General features: G+C 44.1%; 25 protein-coding genes. 14 read left to right on the forward strand and 11 right to left on the reverse strand.

All coding sequences use genetic code 11. The annotated features are described in order from the left end of the window. Positions 1-67: 67 nt before the first annotated feature. The 4 genes from B5X60_RS06485 to B5X60_RS06500 all read left to right on the forward strand — a co-directional run bounded on the left by B5X60_RS06485 (position 68) and on the right by B5X60_RS06500 (position 5,724). Complete coding sequence (locus tag B5X60_RS06485) at positions 68-1,054, forward strand: L-histidine N(alpha)-methyltransferase (protein ID WP_079701789.1); 987 nt, start codon at positions 68-70, stop codon at positions 1,052-1,054. Between the two features lie 11 nt (positions 1,055-1,065). After that, positions 1,066-2,259 carry an ergothioneine biosynthesis protein EgtB gene (gene egtB / locus B5X60_RS06490; RefSeq protein WP_079702331.1) on the forward strand — a complete coding sequence of 398 codons (1,194 nt, stop codon included), beginning with the start codon at positions 1,066-1,068 and terminating at the stop codon, positions 2,257-2,259. 12 nt (positions 2,260-2,271) lie between these two features. After that, positions 2,272-3,423 carry a MalY/PatB family protein gene (locus tag B5X60_RS06495; RefSeq protein WP_079701790.1) on the forward strand — a complete coding sequence of 384 codons (1,152 nt, stop codon included), beginning with the start codon at positions 2,272-2,274 and terminating at the stop codon, positions 3,421-3,423. A gap of 1,518 nt (positions 3,424-4,941) precedes the next feature. Continuing rightward, positions 4,942-5,724, forward strand: coding sequence for a class I SAM-dependent methyltransferase (locus B5X60_RS06500; protein ID WP_079701791.1), 783 nt, complete (start codon positions 4,942-4,944; stop codon positions 5,722-5,724). Between the two features lie 482 nt (positions 5,725-6,206). Here B5X60_RS06500 and B5X60_RS06505 read toward each other — a convergent pair whose 3' ends face one another. From B5X60_RS06505 to B5X60_RS06520, 4 genes are read right to left on the reverse strand one after another with little or no spacing between them, the layout of a single operon-like run. Continuing rightward, entirely contained in the window at positions 6,207-6,815 is a 609-nt protein-coding gene (locus B5X60_RS06505; protein WP_079701792.1) for a hypothetical protein, read from the reverse strand. Position 6,816: 1 nt separating this feature from the next. Continuing rightward, entirely contained in the window at positions 6,817-8,091 is a 1,275-nt protein-coding gene (gene bioA, locus B5X60_RS06510) for an adenosylmethionine--8-amino-7-oxononanoate transaminase (RefSeq protein ID WP_079701793.1), read from the reverse strand. Next, the gene (locus B5X60_RS06515; RefSeq protein WP_079701794.1) at positions 8,073-8,525 is read right to left on the reverse strand and encodes an NUDIX domain-containing protein; all 453 of its coding nucleotides are present in this window, start codon (positions 8,523-8,525) and stop codon (positions 8,073-8,075) included. The genes bioA and B5X60_RS06515 overlap by 19 nt, the downstream gene beginning before the upstream one ends. Then, the gene (locus B5X60_RS06520) at positions 8,518-9,501 is read right to left on the reverse strand and encodes a cation diffusion facilitator family transporter (protein ID WP_079701795.1); all 984 of its coding nucleotides are present in this window, start codon (positions 9,499-9,501) and stop codon (positions 8,518-8,520) included. Before B5X60_RS06520 ends, B5X60_RS06515 begins: the two co-directional genes overlap by 8 nt. Before the next feature lie 126 nt (positions 9,502-9,627). Here B5X60_RS06520 and B5X60_RS06525 point away from each other — a divergent pair, with 126 nt between their 5' ends. Further along, complete coding sequence (locus B5X60_RS06525) at positions 9,628-10,824, forward strand: pyridoxal phosphate-dependent aminotransferase (protein ID WP_170878394.1); 1,197 nt, start codon at positions 9,628-9,630, stop codon at positions 10,822-10,824. 251 nt (positions 10,825-11,075) lie between these two features. Continuing rightward, positions 11,076-12,053: a bifunctional heptose 7-phosphate kinase/heptose 1-phosphate adenyltransferase gene (locus B5X60_RS06530; RefSeq protein WP_079701796.1), complete on the forward strand. Its 978-nt coding sequence runs from the start codon at positions 11,076-11,078 to the stop codon at positions 12,051-12,053. A gap of 265 nt (positions 12,054-12,318) precedes the next feature. On the opposite strand, the gene B5X60_RS06535 is transcribed toward B5X60_RS06530, so the two are convergent. Further along, complete coding sequence (locus B5X60_RS06535; RefSeq protein WP_079701797.1) at positions 12,319-13,566, reverse strand: ABC transporter permease; 1,248 nt, start codon at positions 13,564-13,566, stop codon at positions 12,319-12,321. Between the two features lie 291 nt (positions 13,567-13,857). On the opposite strand from B5X60_RS06535, the gene queA reads away from it, so the two are divergent. Continuing rightward, positions 13,858-14,907, forward strand: a complete 1,050-nt coding sequence (gene queA / locus B5X60_RS06540) for a tRNA preQ1(34) S-adenosylmethionine ribosyltransferase-isomerase QueA (RefSeq protein WP_079701798.1) — start codon at positions 13,858-13,860, stop codon at positions 14,905-14,907. Between the two features lie 53 nt (positions 14,908-14,960). Beyond that, positions 14,961-15,632 (forward strand): 2-C-methyl-D-erythritol 4-phosphate cytidylyltransferase, encoded by a 672-nt coding sequence (locus B5X60_RS06545; protein ID WP_079701799.1) that lies wholly within the window; start codon positions 14,961-14,963, stop codon positions 15,630-15,632. Between the two features lie 46 nt (positions 15,633-15,678). On the opposite strand, the gene B5X60_RS18110 is transcribed toward B5X60_RS06545, so the two are convergent. The 6 genes from B5X60_RS18110 to B5X60_RS06570 all read right to left on the reverse strand — a co-directional run bounded on the left by B5X60_RS18110 (position 15,679) and on the right by B5X60_RS06570 (position 18,800). Next, positions 15,679-15,834, reverse strand: coding sequence for a lmo0937 family membrane protein (locus tag B5X60_RS18110; protein WP_139377382.1), 156 nt, complete (start codon positions 15,832-15,834; stop codon positions 15,679-15,681). 135 nt (positions 15,835-15,969) lie between these two features. Then, positions 15,970-16,191 carry a DUF2795 domain-containing protein gene (locus B5X60_RS06550; protein WP_002996718.1) on the reverse strand — a complete coding sequence of 74 codons (222 nt, stop codon included), beginning with the start codon at positions 16,189-16,191 and terminating at the stop codon, positions 15,970-15,972. 81 nt (positions 16,192-16,272) lie between these two features. Beyond that, positions 16,273-16,821, reverse strand: a complete 549-nt coding sequence (locus B5X60_RS06555) for a cob(I)yrinic acid a,c-diamide adenosyltransferase (protein ID WP_079701800.1) — start codon at positions 16,819-16,821, stop codon at positions 16,273-16,275. Between the two features lie 111 nt (positions 16,822-16,932). After that, a complete protein-coding gene (locus B5X60_RS06560) occupies positions 16,933-17,688 on the reverse strand; it encodes an ABC transporter ATP-binding protein (protein ID WP_079702333.1) in 756 nt (251 codons plus the stop codon). Between the two features lie 57 nt (positions 17,689-17,745). Beyond that, complete coding sequence (gatC, locus tag B5X60_RS06565) at positions 17,746-18,039, reverse strand: Asp-tRNA(Asn)/Glu-tRNA(Gln) amidotransferase subunit GatC (protein WP_079701801.1); 294 nt, start codon at positions 18,037-18,039, stop codon at positions 17,746-17,748. Between the two features lie 14 nt (positions 18,040-18,053). After that, positions 18,054-18,800, reverse strand: coding sequence for a lysophospholipid acyltransferase family protein (locus tag B5X60_RS06570; RefSeq protein WP_079701802.1), 747 nt, complete (start codon positions 18,798-18,800; stop codon positions 18,054-18,056). Between the two features lie 96 nt (positions 18,801-18,896). On the opposite strand from B5X60_RS06570, the gene trpS reads away from it, so the two are divergent. The 6 genes from trpS (at position 18,897) to cysM (ending at position 24,330) form a co-directional block, all read left to right on the forward strand. Next, a complete protein-coding gene (gene trpS / locus B5X60_RS06575) occupies positions 18,897-19,892 on the forward strand; it encodes a tryptophan--tRNA ligase (protein WP_079702334.1) in 996 nt (331 codons plus the stop codon). An 81-nt stretch (positions 19,893-19,973) separates the two neighbouring features. Then, positions 19,974-20,588: a deoxynucleoside kinase gene (locus B5X60_RS06580; RefSeq protein WP_079701803.1), complete on the forward strand. Its 615-nt coding sequence runs from the start codon at positions 19,974-19,976 to the stop codon at positions 20,586-20,588. Between the two features lie 19 nt (positions 20,589-20,607). Next, complete coding sequence (gene kdsB, locus B5X60_RS06585; RefSeq protein WP_079701804.1) at positions 20,608-21,354, forward strand: 3-deoxy-manno-octulosonate cytidylyltransferase; 747 nt, start codon at positions 20,608-20,610, stop codon at positions 21,352-21,354. A gap of 32 nt (positions 21,355-21,386) precedes the next feature. Next, on the forward strand, positions 21,387-22,478 hold the full coding sequence (locus tag B5X60_RS06590; RefSeq protein WP_079701805.1) for a serine hydrolase domain-containing protein: 1,092 nt from the start codon (positions 21,387-21,389) through the stop codon (positions 22,476-22,478). A gap of 164 nt (positions 22,479-22,642) precedes the next feature. Continuing rightward, the gene (locus tag B5X60_RS06595; protein ID WP_079701806.1) at positions 22,643-23,458 is read left to right on the forward strand and encodes a serine O-acetyltransferase; all 816 of its coding nucleotides are present in this window, start codon (positions 22,643-22,645) and stop codon (positions 23,456-23,458) included. Next, positions 23,458-24,330, forward strand: coding sequence for a cysteine synthase CysM (gene cysM, locus B5X60_RS06600; protein WP_079701807.1), 873 nt, complete (start codon positions 23,458-23,460; stop codon positions 24,328-24,330). Before B5X60_RS06595 ends, cysM begins: the two co-directional genes overlap by 1 nt. The last annotated feature ends 216 nt before the right edge of the window (positions 24,331-24,546 follow it).

Consider the following 24,546-nt stretch of genomic DNA (forward strand, 5'->3'; position numbering starts at 1 on the left):
GAATTGATGGAGACTGATTCAGGCACTGGCAAAATAGTAATACTTACCTGACCTACCTATCCATAAAATGAATACAGAATTACACACAAATTCAAACATACAAACTGATTCTTCCCTACTTGAGAAATTGAAACAGGAAGCTGTTGATGGCCTTTTGGGAATCAGCAAAACCCTGCCGTCCAAATATCTTTATGATGAGGCCGGTGATCGCCTCTTCCAGGACATCATGAAAATGCCTGAGTACTACCTCACTGACTGCGAGCTCGATATATTTAAAAATCGAACTGCCGAACTCTCGGACATTATTATTCAGGATGGTCAGCCATTTGATTTAATCGAACTGGGTGCGGGTGACGCTATGAAATCGTCCTTCCTTTTAAAACACCTCGTGAATGAAGGTATAAAATTTACTTATCGCCCGATTGATATTTCCGGTCATATTTTAAATGAACTGGAAGATAGATTAGGGAAGGAAATCCCAGAACTTAAAATTGATCCTTTAGCGGGGGAATATTTTGAAATGCTTGGAGAAGCTACATCATTATCAGCCCGGCGGAAGGTCGTATTGTTCCTGGGCGGTAATATCGGCAATATGGAATGGAAGGAGATTGAGAAATTTTGCCTGGAGTTAAACCAAAGTCTTTCACAAGGGGACATGGTGCTAATCGGTTTCGATCTTCGAAAAAATCCTCATACCATTCTGAATGCCTACAATGACAAAGCAGGCATTACGGCAGCATTCAACCTAAATATGCTCACGCGGTTAAACCGGGAACTTGGAGCAGATTTCGACACTGAACAGTTTCAGCACTACCAAACATACGATCCGGTTAGTGGAGCATGCCGCAGCTATCTGGTGAGCTTGAAAGATCAAAATGTGGCGATCGGTGGTACTACCATCCCTTTTCTACAAAATGAATTTATCAATATTGAAGTATCCCAAAAGTTTTCCCTAACGGAAATCGCTGACTTAGCAGAACGTTCTGGTTTTAAACTATTAAAGAACATACAGGATTCTAGAGGCTGGTTCGTGGATTCGGCTTGGAAAAAGTAAATTCAACTGCAATGATAGAGACTATTAGCATCTCCGAACTTAAACCAGAATTATTGACACGATATTTGGAGGTTAGAAAACATTCAGAAGACATCTGCGCTCCATTGCAGACAGAGGATTATGTCGTGCAGCCGATTGCGGATGTAAGTCCCCCAAAATGGCATTTAGGCCATACCACCTGGTTTTTCGAAACTTTTATTTTGCTGCCTAATTTCCCTGGCTACACGGTATTCGATTCACAATACAATTTTGTATTTAACAGCTACTATGAGACTGTTGGAGCGAGGGTAATCCGAACAGACCGTGGAAACCTCAGCCGGCCTTCTGTCGACGATGTTTACCGTTACCGCGAATATGTTGATCAGAAAATGCAGGAGTTTTTAACTAGCGGCCTAGTTGCCGGGCCAATTGCAACCTTGCTGGAACTGGGACTCAACCACGAGCAGCAGCACCAGGAGCTACTCTACACCGACATTAAATATATCCTGGGCCATAACCCACTTTTTCCGCTATATAGTGGCGATTATAAAACTCTGATTAATAATTCTGAAGAACGCAAAATAGTCAGAATTCCTGAAGGGGTTTATGAAATCGGGCACACTGGTGATGGTTTTTCATTTGACAATGAACTGGGCCGGCACCGGGTTTACCTTGATGCTTATGAAATTTCAAATCAGCTGGTCACCAACGGGGAATATCTTGATTTTATTACGAGCGGTGGCTATACAGATTTCCGTCACTGGCACGCCGAAGGTTGGGACTGGGCTAAAGAAAGTGCTAAAGCTCCGCTTTACTGGCACCAGATAGATGGGAGGTGGATGAATTATACCTTTGAGGGTCTACAGGTGCTCGACCTTGATGCTCCAGTTTGCCACATTAACTTTTATGAAGCTTCGGCCTATGCATCATGGAAGGGAAAACGATTACCAACAGAGGCCGAATGGGAAGTTGCCTCGAATCAATTCAATTGGGGACAGCGTTGGGAATGGACTGGAAGTGCGTACCTGCCCTATCCAGGCTTCAAAAAGGAACCGGGCGCAGTCGGCGAATACAATGGCAAATTTATGGTAAACCAAATGGTATTAAGGGGTGCGTCAGAGGCCACCCCCAAGGGACATAGCAGAAATACATATCGTAATTTCTTTCATGCACATCACCAATGGCAGCTCACGGGAATCAGGCTGGCTGATGGCATAAGCAGATGAAAAAAGCGAAGAATGAAGTACAATTTTGATGAAGTACAGGCCAGAAGAGGCACGCATTCCATAAAATGGGATACTGCTGACGCGGATGAAATCTTACCAATGTGGATTGCGGATATGGACTTCAGGACATTTCCTCCCATTGTTGATGCGCTGACAAGAACTACCGCGCAAGGACATTACGGTTATAATATAGTCCCCAGTGAATATTATGAGGCAATTATGCTTTGGTGGCAGAAACGCCATGGATATAAGATAAAAAAAGACTCAATACTCCCTTCAACAGGTGTCGTAGCTGGCATATCAGCCATCTTTTCAGTCCTGACTAAACCTGGAGACGAGGTTATTATTCAGACACCTGCTTACAATCATTTCTACAATGTTATAAAGGGTGCAGGCTGCACACCAGTGGAAAATGAGCTGTTTTATGAAGATGGTGTATACAAGGTTGATTTCGACGATCTTGAAACTAAAGCAAGGTCTGGCAAGGCCAAAATTCTGTTGCTCTGCAATCCTCATAACCCTGTGGGCCGCGCATGGAACGAACATGAGCTGCAATCGATAGCGTCCATTTGCACACGGCATGACGTTTACGTGGTATCCGATGAGATCCATTCTGACCTCCTTGCTCCTGGAAAACAACATGTTTCCTTCCTGTCAGTTACAGCCGCTCAGCACCAGGCAATAGTCTGCAGCGCCGCCAGTAAGACTTTCAATCTTTCAGGCTTGCATGCAGCATATCTATTTGTTGATAACGAGGCCATCAGGAAAGAAATTGAAGTACAACTTTGGGCCCAGGGAGCCGCGGCACCAAGCCTGTTGGCCTGCGAAGCGTTAAAAGTCGCTTACACAAAGGGGGATGAATGGCTAAATGAACTTAATAATTATCTCCACGGAAACTACCAGTTTCTTAAAGAATTTATCAGCACAAATATGAACAATATCAAGGTTTTGACGCTTGAAGCAACTTACCTTGTTTGGCTGGACTGTAAGCAAACTGGAATGAAGTCGAAAGAACTCGCAGACCACCTAATAAAAAACGAAAATTTGTGGGTTAATCCCGGAGATATGTATGGAGCAGCTGGTGAGGGCTTTTTACGGATAAACATTGCGTGCCCACGACAAACCCTGATCGACGGGTTAAATCGTCTTAAAAATATCCTGTAGGTTCTACATCGATTCTGTATTTAATTTCTAACCTACCACTTCAATTTTATTGGACCTTACCTTGTGGCGGTTCGTCAACGCATTGCCGATGACTTGCTTTTGTTAACGAAGAGAATGATGATCATCCCTTCCCGATAAGTTCGCTCGAAAACAAAAATCACGCAGAATTTCTACCCATTTTCTTTACAAATCTCAAAATAAAGCGAATTCTTCATTACGAATTTCATAATTCCTCAAGTGCCGGGCTTGCGAATTTCATAATTCGTCAAGTTCCGACGTTGCGGATTTCATAATTGCGAGTTAACCGGCATTATGAATCTCGCAAAAGTGACTTGACGGGGTTCAGGAGCGGATTTTGTGCGTAAATTAAGGGGAAGGACGGAGGTTTGAGGTCAGAGGCCTGAAGTCGGAGGCCGGACGTGGCAGGTAGTTTTATGAGGAAGGTTTGGAGTCGAAGCAGCAGGTACGAGGAATGAAGCAGGAAAAAGGACACTGGAGCAGGAAAATTAGTTGAAAGCTGAAAGTGGAAAAGCTGAAATAAGTTGGAGAGCTGGGACGGATTGGGATGCGATGCAGAAACCTGCAGCTTTTGACTCAAATTGACTCCATTTTGATGATTAGGGCTTCACCCTGTTTAAGCACTGAGATCACACTGTCTAAGCACTGAGATCACCCTTAGATAAAACGACAGGAATTGGTGCGTGGATGTGCGGTTTTGGAGGGCATGACGGACAGGGTTGCGGGTTTTAGCGGGAAGTGAAACGAGGTTTGAAGTCGGAGGGCTGAAGTCGGAAGGCGGAGGTCGGAGGTCAGAAGTCTGAGCTGGATGGGTAGCTATGGGAGAGGCATAAGATGAACGTAGAGTCAGGCAGGGATTGGCGTGAGATGAACGTATGATGGGGCCTGAGAGGATTGTACCGGTATGAGTATTAAATATAAACCATTTAAATTATTGCGTATGGGAAAGGAAGAATGAAACATAAGGTATGAAGAAGGAAGTCTGAAGTCGGAAGTCTGAGGTCAGAAGTCTGAGAGGGGCGACTGGAGTATGTGGCCACGTACTGTTTGGAAATCTTCCTGGGCTTGAGGCGGGTTTTCGGGAAAGGGTAAGAGCGGATGGGCTCTCTACCCAGACCAGATCCAATTAGCCGCCTGCCGTCAGGCAGGCCGATTACTGATTATTGACTACCATTAAAACGGCAAAGAAAGACCTGCCTTACGGTCAATAGCTTACTGTTGCTTTAAACACAAACACTGGTGCATTACAGTTATTGGGTTCTAATCCCGAATGGTGCCGTTAGTATGGTGAGGTCCGAACCGGCGGAAGTACACTGAACGCGAAAGAGGCGGTAAGTATGAAGACTCTGCTAAAAGTAAAGTCTGATGTCGGAGGTCGGAAGTCTGATGAATTTCCGACCTCTGATTTCAGACTATTTGAAAGATGTGGTCTGTAACACAACAGGGAATTGTATGTGTCATGTAACACAAAGACTTAAGTGCGCGTAGGGACTATTACCTATGCAAGACAAAACCTTACGCGAAATCTTCTATAATCATGATGGAAGGCTTATCCACAAATGGGATCACTATTTTGAGATTTATGAAAAGTTTTTCTCAAAATACAAAGGCAGGAAGCTGAACATGCTGGAGATCGGTATTTCTCAGGGTGGCTCGCTTGACCTGTGGAAGAATTACTTCGGGGATGAGATAAACCTCTATGCCATCGACATAAATCCGCTCTGCAAGCAGTTTGAAGACCCAAAGACAAAGATCTTTATCGGCTCACAAAGCGACAAGCAATTTCTATCGGATGTAATCGCCCAACTGCCTGATCTGGATATTGTGCTTGACGATGGCGGACATACCATGGAGCAACAGATCGTGTCCTTCGAAATGCTCTATCCGAAAGTTAAGGAAGGCGGATTATTTATTGTGGAGGATACCCACACCTCCTATTGGTACGAGTTTCATGGCGGACTAAAGAAACCGGGTTCGTTTATTGAGTACTCCAAAGACCTCGTAGATTCCCTGTATGAGGATCATGTACAATATAAGGATTCTATTGTAAGGGACGAAAGAACCCGGCATATCAATTCGGTTGCCTTTTACGACAGTATCGTGGTTTTTGAGAAGCTTAAACGCCCAAAGGCATTTCATACTAGGCGAGGCGAAGAAAGTATTGCAAGTTATGTACCTACTGAATTAAAGAAGCAGACATTCTTTATGCGGCTACGGAAGAGCTTATTTGGGAAGAAGAGGGTGCATACGTTTAGTAAGAATGATAAGGGAATTGGGAATTGAAACAATTAAGGTGGTTGCAGCATTAGCTTGAAAGATGGGAATTTTGGGCCGTCGAGAAGTTCCCGGCCTTCGCCGGGATGACATGGTGTGTTGTGGGGATTGAGGGAAGAATTGGGCTGCTGCGGGCAGCCCAATTCTTCCCTCTCTTTTTTAAAAAGAGGACCTGTCATTCCTGCGAAAGCAGGAACCTCCGATGCCCTCTCTTTTAACCCTACACTGTCATCCGATAGTTCTTGGCTCTTTGGGCTCTAACATACACACCGGCAGCTTCCACCACTAAACCAATTCCCAAATTACCAATCCACACTTGGTTCCTGACCCCCTGCCTGCGGGCAGGCAGGTTGGTTCTTAGCTATTTTGGGCACTAGCGTACAAACCGATCTCTTTCACTAAAAATCAAATTCCCAAATCACCCAGCCCAGGTCCTTACTCTTTATTCTTTGTTCCTTGTTCCTAACTCTTTGTTCCTTGCTCCTTGTTCCCTATAAAACTTCCCTCTCCAACCCCACCAACCACTTCCCAAACAAATCCGTCTCAAACTCAACCGCCTTATCCGCGTGCCGCTGCCAGTCGGCTGAGAAGTTTTTCAGCTGGACAAGCATTTCTTCGAGGTGGCCTTCTTCTTCAAGAATAATGGATTTGACATTAACCTTGCTCCTGTTGGTATCTAATACGTCCTGGTAAACAGGATAAAGTTCATCTGCGCGGACTTCAATGGCGTATGTTACCAGGAGGTACGCCGCGAATTTGAGTTCGTTGCCGGACAGGTTCAGTTCTGATTTGAGGTACTTGCATACGTGTACATCAAGCATGTTGAGGTAGTATCGACTATCGTGGGTAGCTAAGAGATACTGATCGGAATAGTCCGGGCATAAGCTAGCGCCCAGCTTGGAGATCTGTTTTTTGAGATAAAAAGCGTGACGGTGCTCTTCTGCAGCATGCTTTAATATAATAAGGGTGACATCAGTTTTGTGTTCGCTGGCGGAGATCTTGCGTGCGCCGGTATTCTCCATCAGGGATAAGGTATTAAGCCATTTGGCGTGTTTTTCGTGATCGGCTACTATTGCGTTAAGGAGATGCTGGAAGTCCATTTTAAAATTGATCTAAGGCTTGCTCTATTTTTTTGTAAATATACTCCAGCTCATCATTTGTGATGCAATATGGAGCCATTATGTAAATGATGTTACCCAGCGGGCGTAAAAGTATACCCTCGCCGAGGAAGAAGTTATATAGCTGGTCGCGGAGTGTATTGAAGTACGATGTACTGTCGCCTGTCTCCCACTCCATCGCCAGGATAGTGCCCGTTTGCCGGATAGTCCTGACCTTGCGGTGCGCTGATACGCGTGCGGCAAACTGCTTGTGCTGCTCTTCAATACGGCTGATATTGGCTAGGGTTTCTGGCATCAACAGGAGGTCGAGACTAGCGAGTGCCGCTGAGCAGGTTACCGGATTGGCAGTAAAAGAATGGCCATGGAACAGGGTTTTCAGTTTATCATCTGATAAAAAAGCATCGTAGATCTTAGCGGTGCAGGTTGTAAGGCCAAGAGCCATCGTACCGCCCGTTATTCCTTTTGAGAAGCACATCAGGTCGGGCTGTTCGGTTAAATGTTCTGAGGCAAACAGCCTTCCTGTCCGGCCAAAACCCGTCATCACCTCATCAGCAATGGTGAGAATCCCCTCTGTTTTACAATGGGCCAGCAGATCGTCCAGGTATTTCGCCTCATACATATTCATTCCTCCGGCTCCCTGAACAAGTGGTTCGAAGATGAAAGCTGAAAACTGAAAACTGAAAGTTGAAATATGCTCCCTAAGGCGGGAAATGTTATCCGCGTTAGGAAGGTCTATGAACTCCACATCGAACAACAGCTGATCGAATGGTTTGGTGAATGCACTGCGGGCGCTTACGGCCATTGCGCCAAAGGTATCACCATGGTATGAATTGTGAAAGGCGAGGACTTTTGTGCGGGGCTGCCCTTTATTGCTCCAGTACTGGAAGCACATTTTGAGGGCGACTTCAACGGCAGTGGATCCATTGTCTGAATAAAAGACACGCTTTTGATTATCCGGCAGGATGTCCAGTAAACGCTCAGCCAGCTCTACAGCTGTCGGGTGTGTGAAGCCGGCAAATATAACGTGCTCGAGTGTACGCAGTTGTTCAGCGACCTTCTCTGCAATGTAAGGGTGCGCATGTCCATGGATGTTAACCCACCAGGAAGATACGGCATCGATATATTTGGTACCATCTTCAGCAATAAGATGAACGCCATCCCCCCTAACTATGGGAATGGGTGCAGCAGCCGTTTGCATCTGGGTATAAGGATGCCAGATAACAGCCTGGTCGCGCTCTGCTAGTGATCTTGTAGCCATCTCTCCTTTAATAGTTCTATAACCCGTTGATCTGTTGGAAATGTGACGTCTTCGATACGGAGTTCGTTAATATTTTTCCATCGGAATGCCTGCAGAATATCGCCTTCTCCATCGAAATCAAAGATCTTGTCTTTAAAGCACAGCTGAAGGTCAGCCAGCGGTCTGACGATATAGTACACACTTATGATCTGGCTGTCGTTGAAAGCAGACTGTATGAAAAAATCGGTCGTATAAAAGTGCTCCAGGACTTCAACTTCGGTATTGCATTCTTCCACGAATTCCCGCTTCAGCGCATCGATCAGTCCTTCACCGTATTCGAGCCCTCCACCCGGGAATTTAGAAAAGCGGAAGCCATACTCCTCCTCATCGCTGAGCAGTACCTGATTGTTCTCGTTGATGAGCAGGCCATAAACCCTGACATTAAATTTATACATCGCCAGAAAAATGTTTCATATTACGGGTAACATTCTCAATCGTCCAGATCACATCCTTGCTTTTCGGTTCCGATCTTACAGGGCAGGAATCCATCCTGCAATAGTGGCAGCATTCGGGCACACAGGGATCGGCATGAATAAAAAACTCGATGGATGAACTAACCTGACTGTTCATCATTGCATCCACTTCGGACACCTCTTCGTGGACCTTATTGAGATCGAAATAATATGGCAGGGTGAGGTGACAGTCTATGTGGATATCTGCGCCATAGCGCTGAGTCCTGAGATTGTGCATGTCAATCCAGCTATCTTTACGGCATGAGTTTAGCAAGGTTATAACTTCCTCGGCCGTGTCAATATCAGACTCATCCATCAGGCCCGAAACCGAGCGCCTGACCAGCTTGTAGCCGCTGTAAATTATAAAAAATCCAATGGCGATTGAGAGTACGCTATCGAGATAGTTCAATCCCGTCAGGTAAATGAGGAGGAGTCCGGCGACAAGCCCGGCACTTGTATAGGCATCGGTCTGCAGGTGCTTACCATCCGCGAAAAGCGTAATAGAGTTAAGCGTTTTGCTCTGGCTGATGAGATAGTAACCAAGTATGAAGTTGATCAATCCTGTTCCAGCTATAATGATGGAACCGGCTATAAGCTCATCAATCTCGTGCGGATAGACCAGGTTGTAAGCTGATTTAAAGATGATGAGGATACCTGCAATAATGATCAGGCTGCCTTCAATAAACACAGAAAAGAACTCTACCTTACCATGACCATAAGGATGATTGGTATCACGGGGCTGTGCGGCAACATAAATACTATAAAATGCAAAGGCACTCGCCAGAACGTTGACGATACTTTCAGCAGCATCTGTAAGAATTGAATTTGAGCTTGTGATGAAATACGCTGTGAACTTGGCCAGCATCAATAAGATACCGGTACCAAGTGAAATCAGGATTACTTTTTTTTGACTTTGCAAACCGGGGGCTTATTTAGGGCAAATTTAGACAATACAAGAGGGAGTTTTTTAACAAAATGGAAATTATAGGCTCATTTCTCTTTAATTTTTGCATTGCCTTATCAGGTTTCTATATTTGCCTTAATTATGAACACATTATCAAACAGAATTAACTATTTATCCGAGTCAGCCACCATTAAAATGGCAAAAATGGGCCGGGAATTAGCTGCAAAAGGCGTTGATGTTATCAGCCTCAGTCTAGGAGAAACAGATTTTTACACTCCTGACTTTGTCAAACAGGCAGCTAAAGAAGCTATTGACCAGAATTTTTCCTACTACACTCCTGTTCCGGGATATCCTGAACTGCGAAAGGCGATTGCCGCTAAGTTAAAGCGCGAGAATAACCTTGACTATGATTTCGATCAGATAGTGGTATCAACAGGGGCAAAACAATCACTGGCCAATGCAATTCTGTGTGTCGTTAACCCGGGTGATGAGGTTGTGATACCTACACCTTATTGGGTTTCCTATTCTGAACTTGTTAAATTAGCAGACGGCGAGTCTGTATTCATCAATACTACCCTGGAGAGTGATTTCAAGATCACCCCGGAACAGCTTGAAGCGGCTATTACACCGAAGACAAAGCTTTTCATGTTCTCATCGCCAAACAATCCTACAGGAACGGTTTATACGCGTGATGAACTTGCTGCATTGGTTAAAGTGTTTGAGAAATATCCGCAGATCTATATCATTTCGGATGAGATCTATGAGCACATCAATTTCCTGAATGAGCACGAATCTATTGCACAGTTCGAAAGTGTTAAAGACCGTGTGATCATTATCAACGGGCTCTCTAAAGCTTACGCGATGACTGGCTGGAGAATTGGTTATTCTGCTACCAGCAAAGAACTTGCTGCCGCATGCGATAAGCTTCAAAGCCAGATCACTTCCGGTACTTCCTCTATCACTCAAAAAGCGGGAATTGCTGCTTACGAAGGTGGATTAGATACCATCAAGGAAATGAAGGCGGTTTTCAAAGAACGCCGCGACCTGGTTTACGGCTTGCTAAAAGACATCCCGGGGCTAAAAGTAAATTTACCGGGCGGGGCGTTTTATTTCTTCCCTGATGTAAGTTCTTTCTTCGGTAAAACTGCTCCGGATGGTTCAACGATTAAGAATGCAGAAGATGTTTCTTTATATCTGCTGAACACCGGCCATGTGGCTACAGTAAGTGGTGATTCTTTCGGCGATCCAAACTCTATACGTCTCTCATACGCAGCAGCGAATGAAAAGCTGATCGAAGCGATGAAGCGGATTAAGGAGGCATTGGGAGCGCTAAAATAGTTATACGTTGTACGTTGTACGTTGTACGTCTAGGCGGATAAGTTTGATTAATGAGCAATAGGTAACATAAGTATTAAACTAAAGTTTAGTACGAGAGGTTATGCGTTTTGCACGTATATCTTATAACGTGGCCTGGGCGGATAAGGTAGATTAATAAGCAATAGGCAACCTAAAAGTAGTAAACAATAAGTTTTGTACGTGAGGTTATGCGGTTTGCACGTATAACGTACAACGTATAACGTATAACTCAAATGACTGGCATCTTCGAAAAATTCAACACCCTCAACATCCTCGTCATCGGGGATGTAATGATGGACAGTTATGTTTGGGGCAGAATCGATCGCGTATCACCTGAAGCTCCGGTGCCGGTGGTGCAGGTGACGAAAAAGGAGAACCGCCTGGGTGGTGCAGCAAACGTAGCTTTGAATATTCAGTCGCTGGGCGCCAAACCGATTATCTGCGCCGTTATCGGCGATGACCAGGAAGGAACAGATTTGCTGAGCCTTATGGATGGAGCTAAGCTTTCGAGGGAGGGCATAATTACAGTTAAAAACCGGCAAACGACCGTCAAGACGCGCATTATTGCCCATAATCAGCATATTGTTCGTGTAGATGCAGAGACAGATACGGATATTCCGGACGATTCAAGCCGTGAGGTGCAGGAACGAATCGCGGAGATTATCGCTTCTCAAAATATCGACGCCATCATCTTTGAAGATTACGATAAAGGGCTCATTTCTGAAGAGCTGATCACCTTTACTGTCAGCCTTGCGAATCAAAAAGGGATTCTGACTATCGTTGATCCGAAGAAGAGGAATTTCCATTTCTATAAGAATGTAAGCATGTTCAAACCTAATCTGAAGGAGCTTAAAGAAGGGCTTAAAACGGAAATAGATCCCGTAAGTGTAACCCAGATCGAAGCTGCTGTTGATCAGATTAAAGAGCAGTTAAATGCAAAAAGTGTGATGCTGACCTTATCAGAGCACGGAGTTTTCATCAGCACGGCAAAAGATCAGAAAATGATGCAGGCGCATCCGAGAAATGTTACAGATGTTTCAGGTGCAGGAGATACAGTCGTCGCTACCGCCGCGCTCTGTATGGCTTCCGGCCTTGACGAATATCAAAGTGCGGCGATTGCCAACCTTGCTGGCGGACTTGTGTGTGAGCATGTGGGAGTAGTTCCTATTGATAAAGAGGTGTTGTTGAAGGAAGTGTTATTGTTGAAGTAACACCGAAATTAATTTCCAATCAATACATATGCGACCACCTTCGGGGTCGGGAAATCACAACATGGTTTTCAATAAATACGTGATCCTTTTTAGGGGCTGGAAAACTTTGAAAAGCTAAGAGGTTCCAGCCTACTGGATCCGATAGCTAACGGATCGAAGTGGGCAAATTTTGTCTTATGGTACGGTTGCAGGTCACTCTCAACTTTCAACTCTCAACTCTCAACTCTCAACTCTCAACTGTCCACAGTCAACCGTCAACCGAATACTATTTACTCCTAATCGCTTCCACCGGATCAAGCCTTGATGCCATGAAGGCCGGAATAAATCCTGAGATCAAACCGATTGCTGTGGAAAGAATAATGGTAAGTATGACCTTACTGATATCGACGACAATGGTCACATCAGCGACGGTTTTGGCGACGAAAGCCAGCAGGAATACAATTCCAAGTCCGATAGCCCCGCCCATAAGGCATAACAAGACCGATTCGATCAAGAACTGCAGCATGATGAAGTAATTCTTCGCGCCAAGCGATTTCTGGATTCCAATAATATTTGTTCGCTCCTTTACAGATACGAACATAATGTTGGCGATACCAAAGCCTCCCACGAGGATGGAAAAGCCTCCAATGAATGCTCCGGCGAAATCAATGATACCAAAAAGCTGATCGAGCTGGGCGGTAAGAATGGTAGTTTTATTCAGTGAGAAATCGTCATCATCACGCGGGCCGAGTCTGTGAATAGACCTCAAAGTGCCCTTCAGTTCAGCTTCCAATTCTTCTACGCTTACGTTTTCACGCCCTTTTACCGTGATTTGGGGGCCATATCGTTCGTCTTCCACCTTTATAACTCCTTTTGCGAAATTTAGCGGTACAAGGACGGTTTTATCAGCGGATACGCCAAGCATATCTTCACCTTCTTCTTTGAATACACCTACAATAGTGACTTTTCGTCCCAGGACTGTAATTACTTTCCCGATGGGATCAATATTTGGAAACAGGCCTTCTGCAATCTGAAATCCAATGATCGCCAATGGCCTGCCTGCTTTAGATTCACTTTCAGTAAAATAACGGCCTCCCTCGAAATCAAATTTCCAAACTTTATAGTAGTCGTGCGCCGCTGCGGATATTTGCGCACCTTCAATACTGTTATTTTTGAATTTTATGGTGCGATTGCCAATACCCAGTTCGTATGAGATTCCTTCCGCTCCCTGCAAGCGATCGCTCAGTTTTGCATAATCACGCAATGATGGCTGCGGTCTGCTGATGTATTTCCACCAGGGAAAATCCGGACCGCCGGTCCATGGCCATTTCTGGATATATATGGTATTGCTTCCTAATTTCTCCACGCTGCTTTGGATATTATTCCGCAGGGTATCTACTGCAGAAAAAACGCTGACGATGGTCATGATACCGATTGTTATACCTAACAAGGATAAAATGGTGCGTAGCTTATTTTGCCTGAGAGCCTCAAAAGCGAAAAGAAAGCTTTCTTTAAGAAGTTTAAGAAATATCATATTGCGTTTAGACCAAATTTAATTAAAAAGGTTACACGGGGAACAGGATTTGGGAATTATATTTAGGTACGAGAAACGAGAAGCGAGAAACGAGCTCCGGACAAACTGCCTAATTTTCAGAAACAACGCCTATCAAGCCGCGGGAAAGGAATTTGAGAAGATCGAATCAGTAATCTAAAGGTCATTACCCCTTAATCTATCTCGATTCTCGTTTCTCGATTCTCGTTTGCCGTTTCCCTTTTCCCGATTTATTTTCCTAAATTTGCGCCCTGAAATCACATAATATAAAATATGAAATTATCCCAGTTCAAATTTGATTTACCCGAGTCGCTAATAGCTCATAATCCATCAGAACAACGCGACGAAGCCCGTTTGATGGTTTTAGACAGAAAGACCGGTGCTATCGAGCATAAAATATTTAAGGATGTTTTGGGATATTTTGGTGATAAAGATGTGATGATCCTTAACAACACAAAGGTTTTTCCTGCGCGTTTGTACGGTAACAAAGAAAAAACCGGTGCTACTATCGAGGTTTTTCTACTTCGTGAATTGAACCGCGAGCTTCGCCTTTGGGATGTGCTTGTTGATCCGGCTCGTAAGATCCGTGTTGGAAATAAACTTTATTTCGGTGATGATGACCTGCTGGTTGCAGAGGTTGTTGATAATACTACTTCACGCGGTCGTACAATACGTTTCCTTTTTGATGGAACGGATGAGGAATTCCGCCGTAATATTGAGATCCTTGGCGAAACTCCACTACCTAAGTATATCAAGCGCAAAGCAACTGCAGAAGACAAAGAACGGTATCAAACCATATTTGCAAAGAAGGAAGGCGCTGTTGCCGCGCCAACTGCAGGCTTACACTTTAGCCGGGAGCTAATGAAGCGGCTTGAACTTAAAGGCGTTGATTTTGCAGAGGTTACCCTTCACGTAGGATTAGGAACTTTCCGTGCGGTGGAGGTTGAAGATCTTACCAAGCACAAAATGGATTCTGAGCAATTTATTATTGAGCAGAAATCTGTGAATATTGTGAACAAAGCTATTGAGAACAAGCAGAAAGTTTGTGCCGTTGGGACAACTTCTATGCGTGCAATTGAATCGGCTGTTTCGGCTGGCAGAGAATTAAAGGCTGCTAACGACTGGACCAGTAAATTCATTTTTCCTCCATACGAATTCAGCATTGCAAATTCGATGATCACTAATTTCCACACCCCGGAATCTACTCTGTTGATGATGGTTGCTGCGTTTGGTGGTTATGATCATGTGATGAAGGCTTATGAAGTTGCTGTAAAAGAGAAATACCGCTTCTACAGTTATGGCGATGCCATGCTGATCATCTAAGCAAACCTTCTTAAACCGGTTTTTAATATACTTATAACCAGAAGATCTAAAAAATGCCTGGTGTGAAATATTATGCAATAATTGTTGGCGGCGGCTCGGGAAGCCGAATGCAATCGGATATACCAAAGCAATTCTTGCTATTGAATAACCGACCGGTACTTATGCATACTATCGAAGCTTTTCATTCTTCGGCTGTAAGCCCGGCGATCATCCTGGTTTTGAGTAAGGATTTCCATCAATACTGGAAAGATCTCTGTTCAGTACATAAATTCACTATCCCGCATTTATTGATCAGCGGAGGTCAGCAGCGCTTTCATTCAGTAAAAAATGGACTGCAGGCTATAACCGAACCAGGTATCGTGGCGGTCCACGACGCTGTCCGTCCGTGCATATCCCAGAAGGTAATAGCATCGGCATATAAACAGGCTGAAGAAGTTGGAAATGCGGTTGTTGCGGTAAAAAGCAGAGATTCTGTACGACAAGTAACCGATACCGGCACCGTTAGTCTCAACCGTGAGGAAATCTATCTGATCCAGACACCACAGGTCTTTAGAAGTGAAATATTAAGTAAAGCTTATGAGCAGGAATATCGGAGTGAGTTTACTGATGATGCATCCGTTGTTGAACGTTCCGGGGTGGAGATCCGCCTGATTGAAGGCGACACAAAGAATTTGAAGATAACCTATCCGGAGGATATTCAGGTGGCGCAAGCCTACCTATCATAAAAAAGCACCCGCTTAAATAAATAAACGGGTGCTTTAATTTTATTTCTTAGACGGTACCGCCTCTGATGACGCGAAGTAAGATCGCGATGATAGCGATTACAAGAAGAATGTGGATTAAATTACCACCCATCGGTGAAATGAAGGCTCCAAAGATCCAGAAAATGATTAAAATAACTGCGATCAAATAAAGTAGATTACCCATAGTTTTAGTGTTTAGTTAATTAATAGCTGATTAAGTTTCATACCATTAATGCTAAAATCGTACCGATTGTTTTACTTGTGTAAAAAAATGGTGCAGGTATACCAAAAAAAAATCCCGCATGAGCGGGATAAATGTCTAATATTCGTCTTCGTTAAAGAAGAAATCGTCCTTAGTAGGATAATCAGGCCATATTTCTTCGATGTTTTCATACGGCTCACCGTCATCTTCAAGCGCCTGAAGATTTTCAATAACTTCTACAGGGGCACCTGAACGGATCGCGTAATCTATAAGTTCATCCTTTGTAGCCGGCCATGGCGCGTCCTCTAAATGCGACGCTAATTCTAATGTCCAATACATATTCTTAGAATTTGATTTATACTTTTTGTGCAAAAGTATAATAATTTAAATAAGATTATTAATTAATTTTTAACATGTTACTTAAACCCTCGGAAGCCATTTATTTTCCGGCAAGTTTCTGTCGAAACATAGCTTACGGGCAAGCACGAAAAGGAAATCGCTCAAGCGGTTTAAATATATAATTACCTTTTCGTCAACGAAACTGTCCTGTTTAAGATGCACCGTGATACGCTCGGCGCGCCTGCATACACATCGAGCGATATGGCAAAATGAAATTGCCTGGTCGCCACCTGGAAGCACAAAATGTTTCAATTCCGGCAATACTTCATTCATTTCGTCCATCTGCCTTTCCAGCACTTCAATATCTGATAGCTTCAGGTCGGGTATCTTCATTTTAGACTTTTCAGGATCGGATGCGAGGGCCGCGCCGATTGTGAACAGCCTGTCCTGAACTTCCTTCAGAAATTCATTCTGGTCGGCCGAAATGTTCTGATCTCGAATCATTCCGATATAGGAATTCAACTCATCGACAGTTCCATAGCTCTCAATCCTGAGATCATACTTTGGAACCCGCGTACCTCCTATCAGGGATGTGAGGCCAGTATCTCCGGTTTTGGTGTAAATTTTCATGTAGCAGAAGTCAGAAGTCTGAGGTCAGAGGTCTGAGATTATCAGGTTAATATTGTTAGGGTGGGATACATCAACGGTTACTTTCGGTACTCTGACATCAGACCTCCGACTTCATTCAATCTTCTCAAAATCCGAACCCTTCATCTTCTCGAGGCGTGGGGAAACGGTTTTAATATTTTCGTTCTGGTAATCATTTTCAATCAGGCCATCACGCATACGTACAATACGGTGGGCATGCTGTGCGATGTCCTCCTCGTGAGTTACCAGGATAATTGTATTTCCTTTGGAGTGGATCTCTTCGAGCAAGCCCATGATCTCCACGGAAGTTTTTGTATCCAGGTTACCGGTAGGCTCATCGGCAAGTATAATCGAAGGATTATTAACCAGCGCACGCGCTACAGCCACACGCTGGCGCTGACCTCCGGATAATTCATTCGGTTTGTGATGAACACGATTTCCGAGGCCTACATTTTCAAGGGTCTGCTGAGCTCTTGATTCTCTTTCACTGCGACCAATTCCCGCATATACTAAGGGTAGGGCAACGTTTTCAAGGGAAGAAGAACGCGGTAGTAAGTTAAATGTCTGGAAAACAAACCCAATTTCTTTGTTCCTTACCTCTGCCAGATCACTATCTGTCATTTCGCTCACCTGATTCCCATTAAGAATATAGATACCCTTAGTTGGTGTATCTAAGCAGCCAAGAATATTCATTAGTGTTGACTTCCCAGAGCCCGAAGGTCCCATAAGTGCTACAAACTCGCCTTTATTAATAGTTAGGGAAACCGACTTTAATGCGTGGATGGTCTCGGCGCCAATGACATATTTTCTACCGATATCTGTTAAGGTAATGAGAGACTCTTTCGCCATTTGTTTTTTGTTGTTTGACTGCCGTCCTACCTGCATTGTTACAGGGGCGAGATGAAATTACTGTTTATTGATGACTTTCGCGACACGGAAATATTTGCCGTCATGCTTTGGCGCATTCTGTAATGCCTGTTCATGGCTGATCACCTGGATCACCTCATCATCTCTCACTACGTTCACTTCATCACTCATATAGATAAGGGGCTCAACATTGTCGGTGTTGACTTCATTCAGCTTATCCATAAACGTGAGAATGTTGTTCATATCGTCCAGCAGGCCCTGCTTATCTTCGTCTTTCACCTCTAGTCGCGCCAGGTGGGCAACTTTTTCAATCGTATCCAGATCTATCTTCATCTTATTGGGTAATTCTAATTTTTGTCTGAGCGATAATTGTTGAATCGAGCTTCCATCATATTAAAAACTTCATCTCTCAGGCTTTCTGCGTCTGCTGGCAGCATTCCTGTCGTTACTATCGGAGCATGGATGTAAATATCGCAAATCCCGGGCTTACTTCCATACCGCGCCCCATCATCCCACATTAATTCCCAGTTATTATGAATCGTTATGGGCAAGAGGGGCACCCCCTGATCAATTGCCAGCTTAAAGGGACCATTTTTAAAGGGCTGAAGGATCGGCGGATAATGCTCGCTGATCATCCCCTCGGGGAATATAATGACATGCTTACCTTCCTTTATGCTTTCTTCAGCTTTTTTAAATGCTCTGAAGGCCGACATCTTACTTTCGCGGTTTAAGGGAATATCAATTGTGCGGAAATAGATGCCTGTCACAAAGTTCTTAAGTAGCTCTTCCTTTCCCATGAATACCATATTCTTTTTAACCAGCAGCATCACGGCGGTGATATCAAGATTGGAAGTATGATTGCCGCATATAATGTAGTTTTTGCTCCAGTCGACTTCCTGCTCAAAAGTAAAGCGGTAGAAGATGCCTGAAAGCGTGGAGCTCACGAAACTGAAGACCCACCGAACGGCGTTCATACCTTTGAAATTTACAGGTTTGCGTGAAAACAGGTAGATGAGCGGATACAGAATAATAAAAGCAAACGCAAGCAGTATCAGAAAATAATAAAGGTGCAGCTTCTTCAGAAATCTTTTCATTCTTATCAAAAATAGGAAATTCCCAAACAATTGACAGGGACATTAATGGCTGGTTCCGTTGATCCGTTAGAGAAAAAACCTTACTTTCGCCCCTATATGGAAACTGTTGTAAGTGGCATCCGGAGCACCGGAAAACTGCATTTGGGGAATTTTTACGGGGCGGTTAAAAACTTTGTGCAGATGCAGCACGAATATAATTGTTATTTTTTCATAGCTGACTATCACTCGCTAACCACTCACCCTACTCCAGCTGACTTGCATGGAAATGTCAGGCAGGTACTTGTGGAATATCTCGCCGCTGGCATCGATCCTGAAAAGGCTACCATATATGTACAGTCGGATGTTCCCGAGATTGCTGAGCTTTACCTATACCTGAATATGAATGCGTATAAAGGGGAGCTCGAAAGAAGCGCTTCCTTCAAAGATAAAGTACGTGCAAATCCTGACAATGTTAATGCTGGCCTGCTCACCTATCCGGTGCTGATGGCTGCTGATATCCTGATCCACCGGGCTACCAAAGTTCCTGTCGGTAAAGACCAGGAGCAGCATCTGGAAATGGCAAGAACATTTGGAAACCGATTTAATAGACTTTATAACAACGATTACTTCCCGGAGCCCTATGCGTTCAGTTTTACCGACAAACTGGTTAAGGTGCCAGGCTTGGATGGAAAGGGTAAAATGGGAAAATCTGAAGGAGAAGGTAATGCCGTATACCTTTCAGATGAGCCCGAAGTTATCCGTAAAAAGGTTATGCGCGCAGTGAGTGACGCCGGGCCTACAGAAGAAAACCAGCCAAAAGCTGAACCCATTCAGAACCTGTTTGACCTGCTAAAGGTGGTCTCAGCACCAGATACGTATGCTCATTTTGACGAGCTTTATAACAAGTGTCAGATCCGTTACGGCGACTTTAAAAAACAGCTAGCAGAAGACATGATCCTGGCAACTGCACCGATCCGGAAAAAAATCAAGGAGATCGATGCAGATGACACTTACTTACGGGAAGTAGCTCGGTTTGGGGCAATCAAAGCCCGCGAAAGTGCTGCGAAAACGATCAGGGAAGTACGCGAAATCATCGGCTTCAAAAGTTTTTAACGATTTTGCCGGAATAAAAAAACAATTAGTATTTTCAAACTCGCTTTGCGCCTGCCGCTTGGCATTTACCTTATTTATATCATGCATATTGCTATCGTTGGAAACATTGGGGCGGGCAAAACTACCCTTACAGAATTGCTTGCAAAGCATTTGGGGTACGAAGCCCAGTTTGAGGCTGTTGATAATAACCCTTACCTAGAGGATTTCTACAGTGATATGAAAAGATGGAGCTTTAATCTCCAGATTTACTTCTTAAATAGCAGGTTCCAGCAGATCCTTGAACTGCAGCGAACAAACAAAAATATTATCCAGGACCGTACTATCTACGAAGACGCTTATATTTTCGCGGAGAACTTACATGACATGGGTTTGATGACCTCCCGTGATTATGATAACTATACTTCCATTTTCGAAAACATCACATCATTCATCAAACCACCTGACCTTTTAATCTTCCTCAAAGCTTCTGTCCCTACCCTGGTAAATAATATCCAGAGAAGGGGCCGTGAATATGAAGCGGGAATCAGACTGGATTATCTTTCCAAATTGAATGAGAAGTACAAAAAATGGATTGACTCGTACACGGCAGGGAAACTGCTTATTCTTGATAAGGATAAGCTCGACTTTGCTAATAACCCGGAAGACCTCGGATTTGTGATCAACAGCATCGAGCGGGAAATAAATGGACTTTTTTAGTCGCGACTAAATCACAAGGATGAAGATACTGGGAATAATACCTGCACGTTTCGCATCCACCCGCTTTCCCGGAAAGCCTTTGATAGATGTTGCTGGAAAAAGCATGATCCAGCGGGTTTATGTGCAATGCCTAAAATCAACACAGCTTGATAAGGTTGTTGTTGCTACTGATGATAAACGCATTCATGACCATGTTCTTAATTTTGGCGGTGAGGCTGTTATGACCTCCGAAAAACATTCAAGCGGAACTGACCGCTGTAATGAAGTTGCGGGCATGTTTCCTGACTTTGACATCTGCATTAACATCCAGGGCGATGAGCCAATGATCGACCCGGAACAGATTGATCTGGTATCCGGATGTTTTAAAGATGCGGCCGTAGGGCTGGCTACTCTTGTTAAGAAGGTAATAGCAACAGACGAACTGTTCAATCCCAATACTCCGAAGGTTATTTTCAACAAAAACATGGAAGCCGTTTATTTCAGTCGCAACACCATTCCATTTCTTAGAAATTCAAAACAAGAGAATTGGCTGAACGATCATACGTATTATAAACACATTGGGATTTATGGTTATCGTACCACTATCCTTTCCGAGATTACCCAGCTCGAAATGTCGGGTCTTGAAAAAGCCGAGTCGCTTGAGCAGCTAAGATGGGTGGAGAATGGTTATAAAATAAAAGTCGCTATCACGGAGAAAGAGAGTCAGGCGATCGACACACCCGAAGACCTACAAAAAGTCCTTGCTCTCCTAAGCCCTGATACCTGATACCCCAAATCTGACACAGCAACACTTTGGCAATGAAAATACTCACTATATCTCTTTCTCTAATCATGCTTAGCCAAACCACACTTGCCCAGCTGGAAAAACGACTCGATTCGGCAATTGCAAGCTCCGTCCAATCAGGTGAGCCGGGGATTGCATTGTACGTTGAAAACAATGGAAAGGTGATTTATAAAAATGCCTTTGGCTTAGATAATACGAATGGCAAAAAACTTTCTGCAACTACAAACTTCAGAATGGCATCGGTATCCAAGCAATTTACTGCAATGTGCATCCTGCTGCTTGAAAAGGACGGGAAGGTTTCTTTTGATGATCCAATATCACGTTTCTTTCCTGAAATTCCGGCAGTTGTAGGGAATAAAATCCTTTTACGGCATTTATTAACCCATTCATCAGGAATTATCGACTATGAGAACATCATGGATAATTCGAAAACTACCCAGCTTCTGGATGCTGATGTACTTACGCTCCTTTCAAAGCAGGACACGACCTATTTTACCCCGGGAAGCAAGTTTCGCTACAGTAACTCCGCCTATGCTTTGCTCGCGCTAATAACGGAAAGGGTATCGGGCAAGTCGTTTCCTCAATTTATGAAAGACCGCATCTTCAAGCCGCTTAAAATGAAAAATTCGCTGATGTATGAGGGCTCTACCCCTATCCCAAATCGGGCTATGGGATTTGCGAGGGACAGGAACAAAATGCTCTATGCGAACGACCAAAGTTCAACCAGTGCTGTTAAAGGAGATGGAGGGGTTTACACGTCACTAAACGATTATAGCAAATGGACACATGCTTTATGGGAGGGTAAGTTAGTAGATCTTCCGGCGGTTTTAAAGCGATTGAATTTCCCCATAAAGCAAGTAACCGGAAGTTACTACGGTCCCGGATGGTTTTATTTCGATAAAGATCAGCCCTCGCTATTCCATTCGGGAAGTACCTGCGGGTTTAGCACCTTCTCTATCAACATTCCGGGGCAAAAAACATCAATTGTTTATTATTCCAACATTGCTAATAATTCGGCTCCATGGAAAAAGATCCTGGAAATTTTAGCGAGTGAAGGAATAGCGAACCCCGCGCAAGTGTTTCAACTTCATGAATTAACAAGATAATTTGCAGTTGCTCGTGGAACGTGGGAAGTAACGGTTTGACTCCACATTGTGTGCACTGTCAACTCTCAACTTTCAACTGTCAACTCAATAACTTTTTACAAATCGCAAACATTCTTTTAGTTAAACTTGCATTGTAAATTACCATTGACGCTACTGTACTAACAATGAACGAGGATTTTTTCAGGCATATTTTCCAGAAGCAGCAAGATGCAGATGAGGTGCCTTCAAATAAAGAGATTGCAAGATGGGCGACAGATCTAATCCGGCTGATCTTTCCAGAGCAATCTAAACGTCCAGTTGGTTCGGTAGATGAGCTTAAGATCCAGTTCGGCCAGCTTGAAGTTGAGTTGACCAAAATCATGGCTGCTACTAAGGCTTGCGACCATTGCAGTCATGCACAATTGTCTAAAGAATTCTTTGCGCAGATTCCCGAAGTATACCGGGTTTTAAATACTGATATCCAGGCTATTTTTGAAGGTGACCCAGCTGCAAAAAGCGAGTTTGAAGTCATCAGAGCTTATCCCGGTTTTTATGCGATCTCTTTTTACCGCCTGGCCCACACCCTCTCTCTTCTAGACATCCCCCTCCTGCCGAGGATCCTGACTGAGTATGCGCACTCCAAAACTGGAATAGACATTCACCCGGGGGCAGACATTGATGAATATTTCCATATCGATCATGGCACCGGCGTTGTGATTGGTGAAACTTGTAAAATCGGCAAGCATGTGAAGCTTTACCAGGGAGTTACCATGGGAGCCTTAAGTGTGGATAAAAGCATGGCCAATACAAAGAGGCATCCAACGGTTGAAGATCATGTAGTGATTTATTCAGGCGCTACTATTCTCGGTGGAGAGACTATAATTGGTCACCATAGTATTATTGGCGGAAATGTGTGGCTTACGAAAAGTGTCCCTCCCGGTTCCTCAGTTTATAATACCGCTGATGTGGTTATCTCCACAGGCAGGAAACTAAATATATAATGGCTGGTATAATTGATTTTGTGGGCAATACCCCTCAGGTTGAGATTAAACGTCTTAACCCGAATCCAAATGTCAAGATCTATGCAAAGCTGGAAGGTACCAACCCAGGCGGGAGTGTCAAGGACCGAGCGGCATTGAACATGATCCAAAGTGCGCTCGAGCGGGGCGATATAAAAAAAGGGATTCCCCTGATTGAAGCAACCAGCGGAAACACTGGAATTGCCCTGGCAATGATGGCTAGACTTTACGATTTAGAAATTGAGCTGGTAATGCCTTCGAATTCTACAAAAGAACGTACGCTGACCATGGAAGCTTATGGGGCGAAGGTGACCCTGCTTGAAGGTATTGAGGCGTGCCGCGATTACGCCGACGAGAAAGCGGCCTCAGGTAAAAGTTTTATGCTAAATCAGTTTGCCAACCCTGATAATTACCTGGCACACTACAAAACAACTGCACCGGAGATCTGGAAAGATACTGACGGCAAAATCACCCATTTTGTTAGCTCCATGGGAACTACCGGAACAATAATGGGCTGTTCCAAATACTTCAAAGAGCAAAACTCAGATATTACAATTGTAGGATGCCAACCTACAGAGGATTCATCAATCCCGGGCATACGTCGTTGGCCGGAAGCCTATCTTCCAAAGATATTTGATCCAAGTCGAGTAGATCGTATTATGGACATTTCAGAGCAGGATGCCGTTGCAACAACCAGAGAACTTGCACGGACCGAAGCCATATTTGCAGGGATGAGCAGCGGTGGAGCAGCGTCGGCAGCAATAAGACTGGCACATGAACTCGAAAGCGGTGTCATTGTGTTTATTGTCTGCGATCGTGGGGACAGGTATTTGTCTAGCGAGCTATTCGGATAAGCAACCGAAATTTTAGCGAAGAGATCGCAGAATTTTGATAACGAGTTAACGTTTATGTATTTGCCAGGTTGTTCTCCGTGGGTCCTCGTACTCATGGTGATTAGAAAAAAAGAAGAAGAGCTCTTTTTTCCCGATCTACCCTCAATTATCACGAACAACCTGCCGTTGCTTGCATAGCGAAGCAATCTCCCTGTCAAGGTGATTAAAAACTTTTGT

The sequence above is a fragment of the Daejeonella lutea genome (assembly GCF_900168015.1).
GTDB lineage: Bacteria > Bacteroidota > Bacteroidia > Sphingobacteriales > Sphingobacteriaceae > Daejeonella > Daejeonella lutea.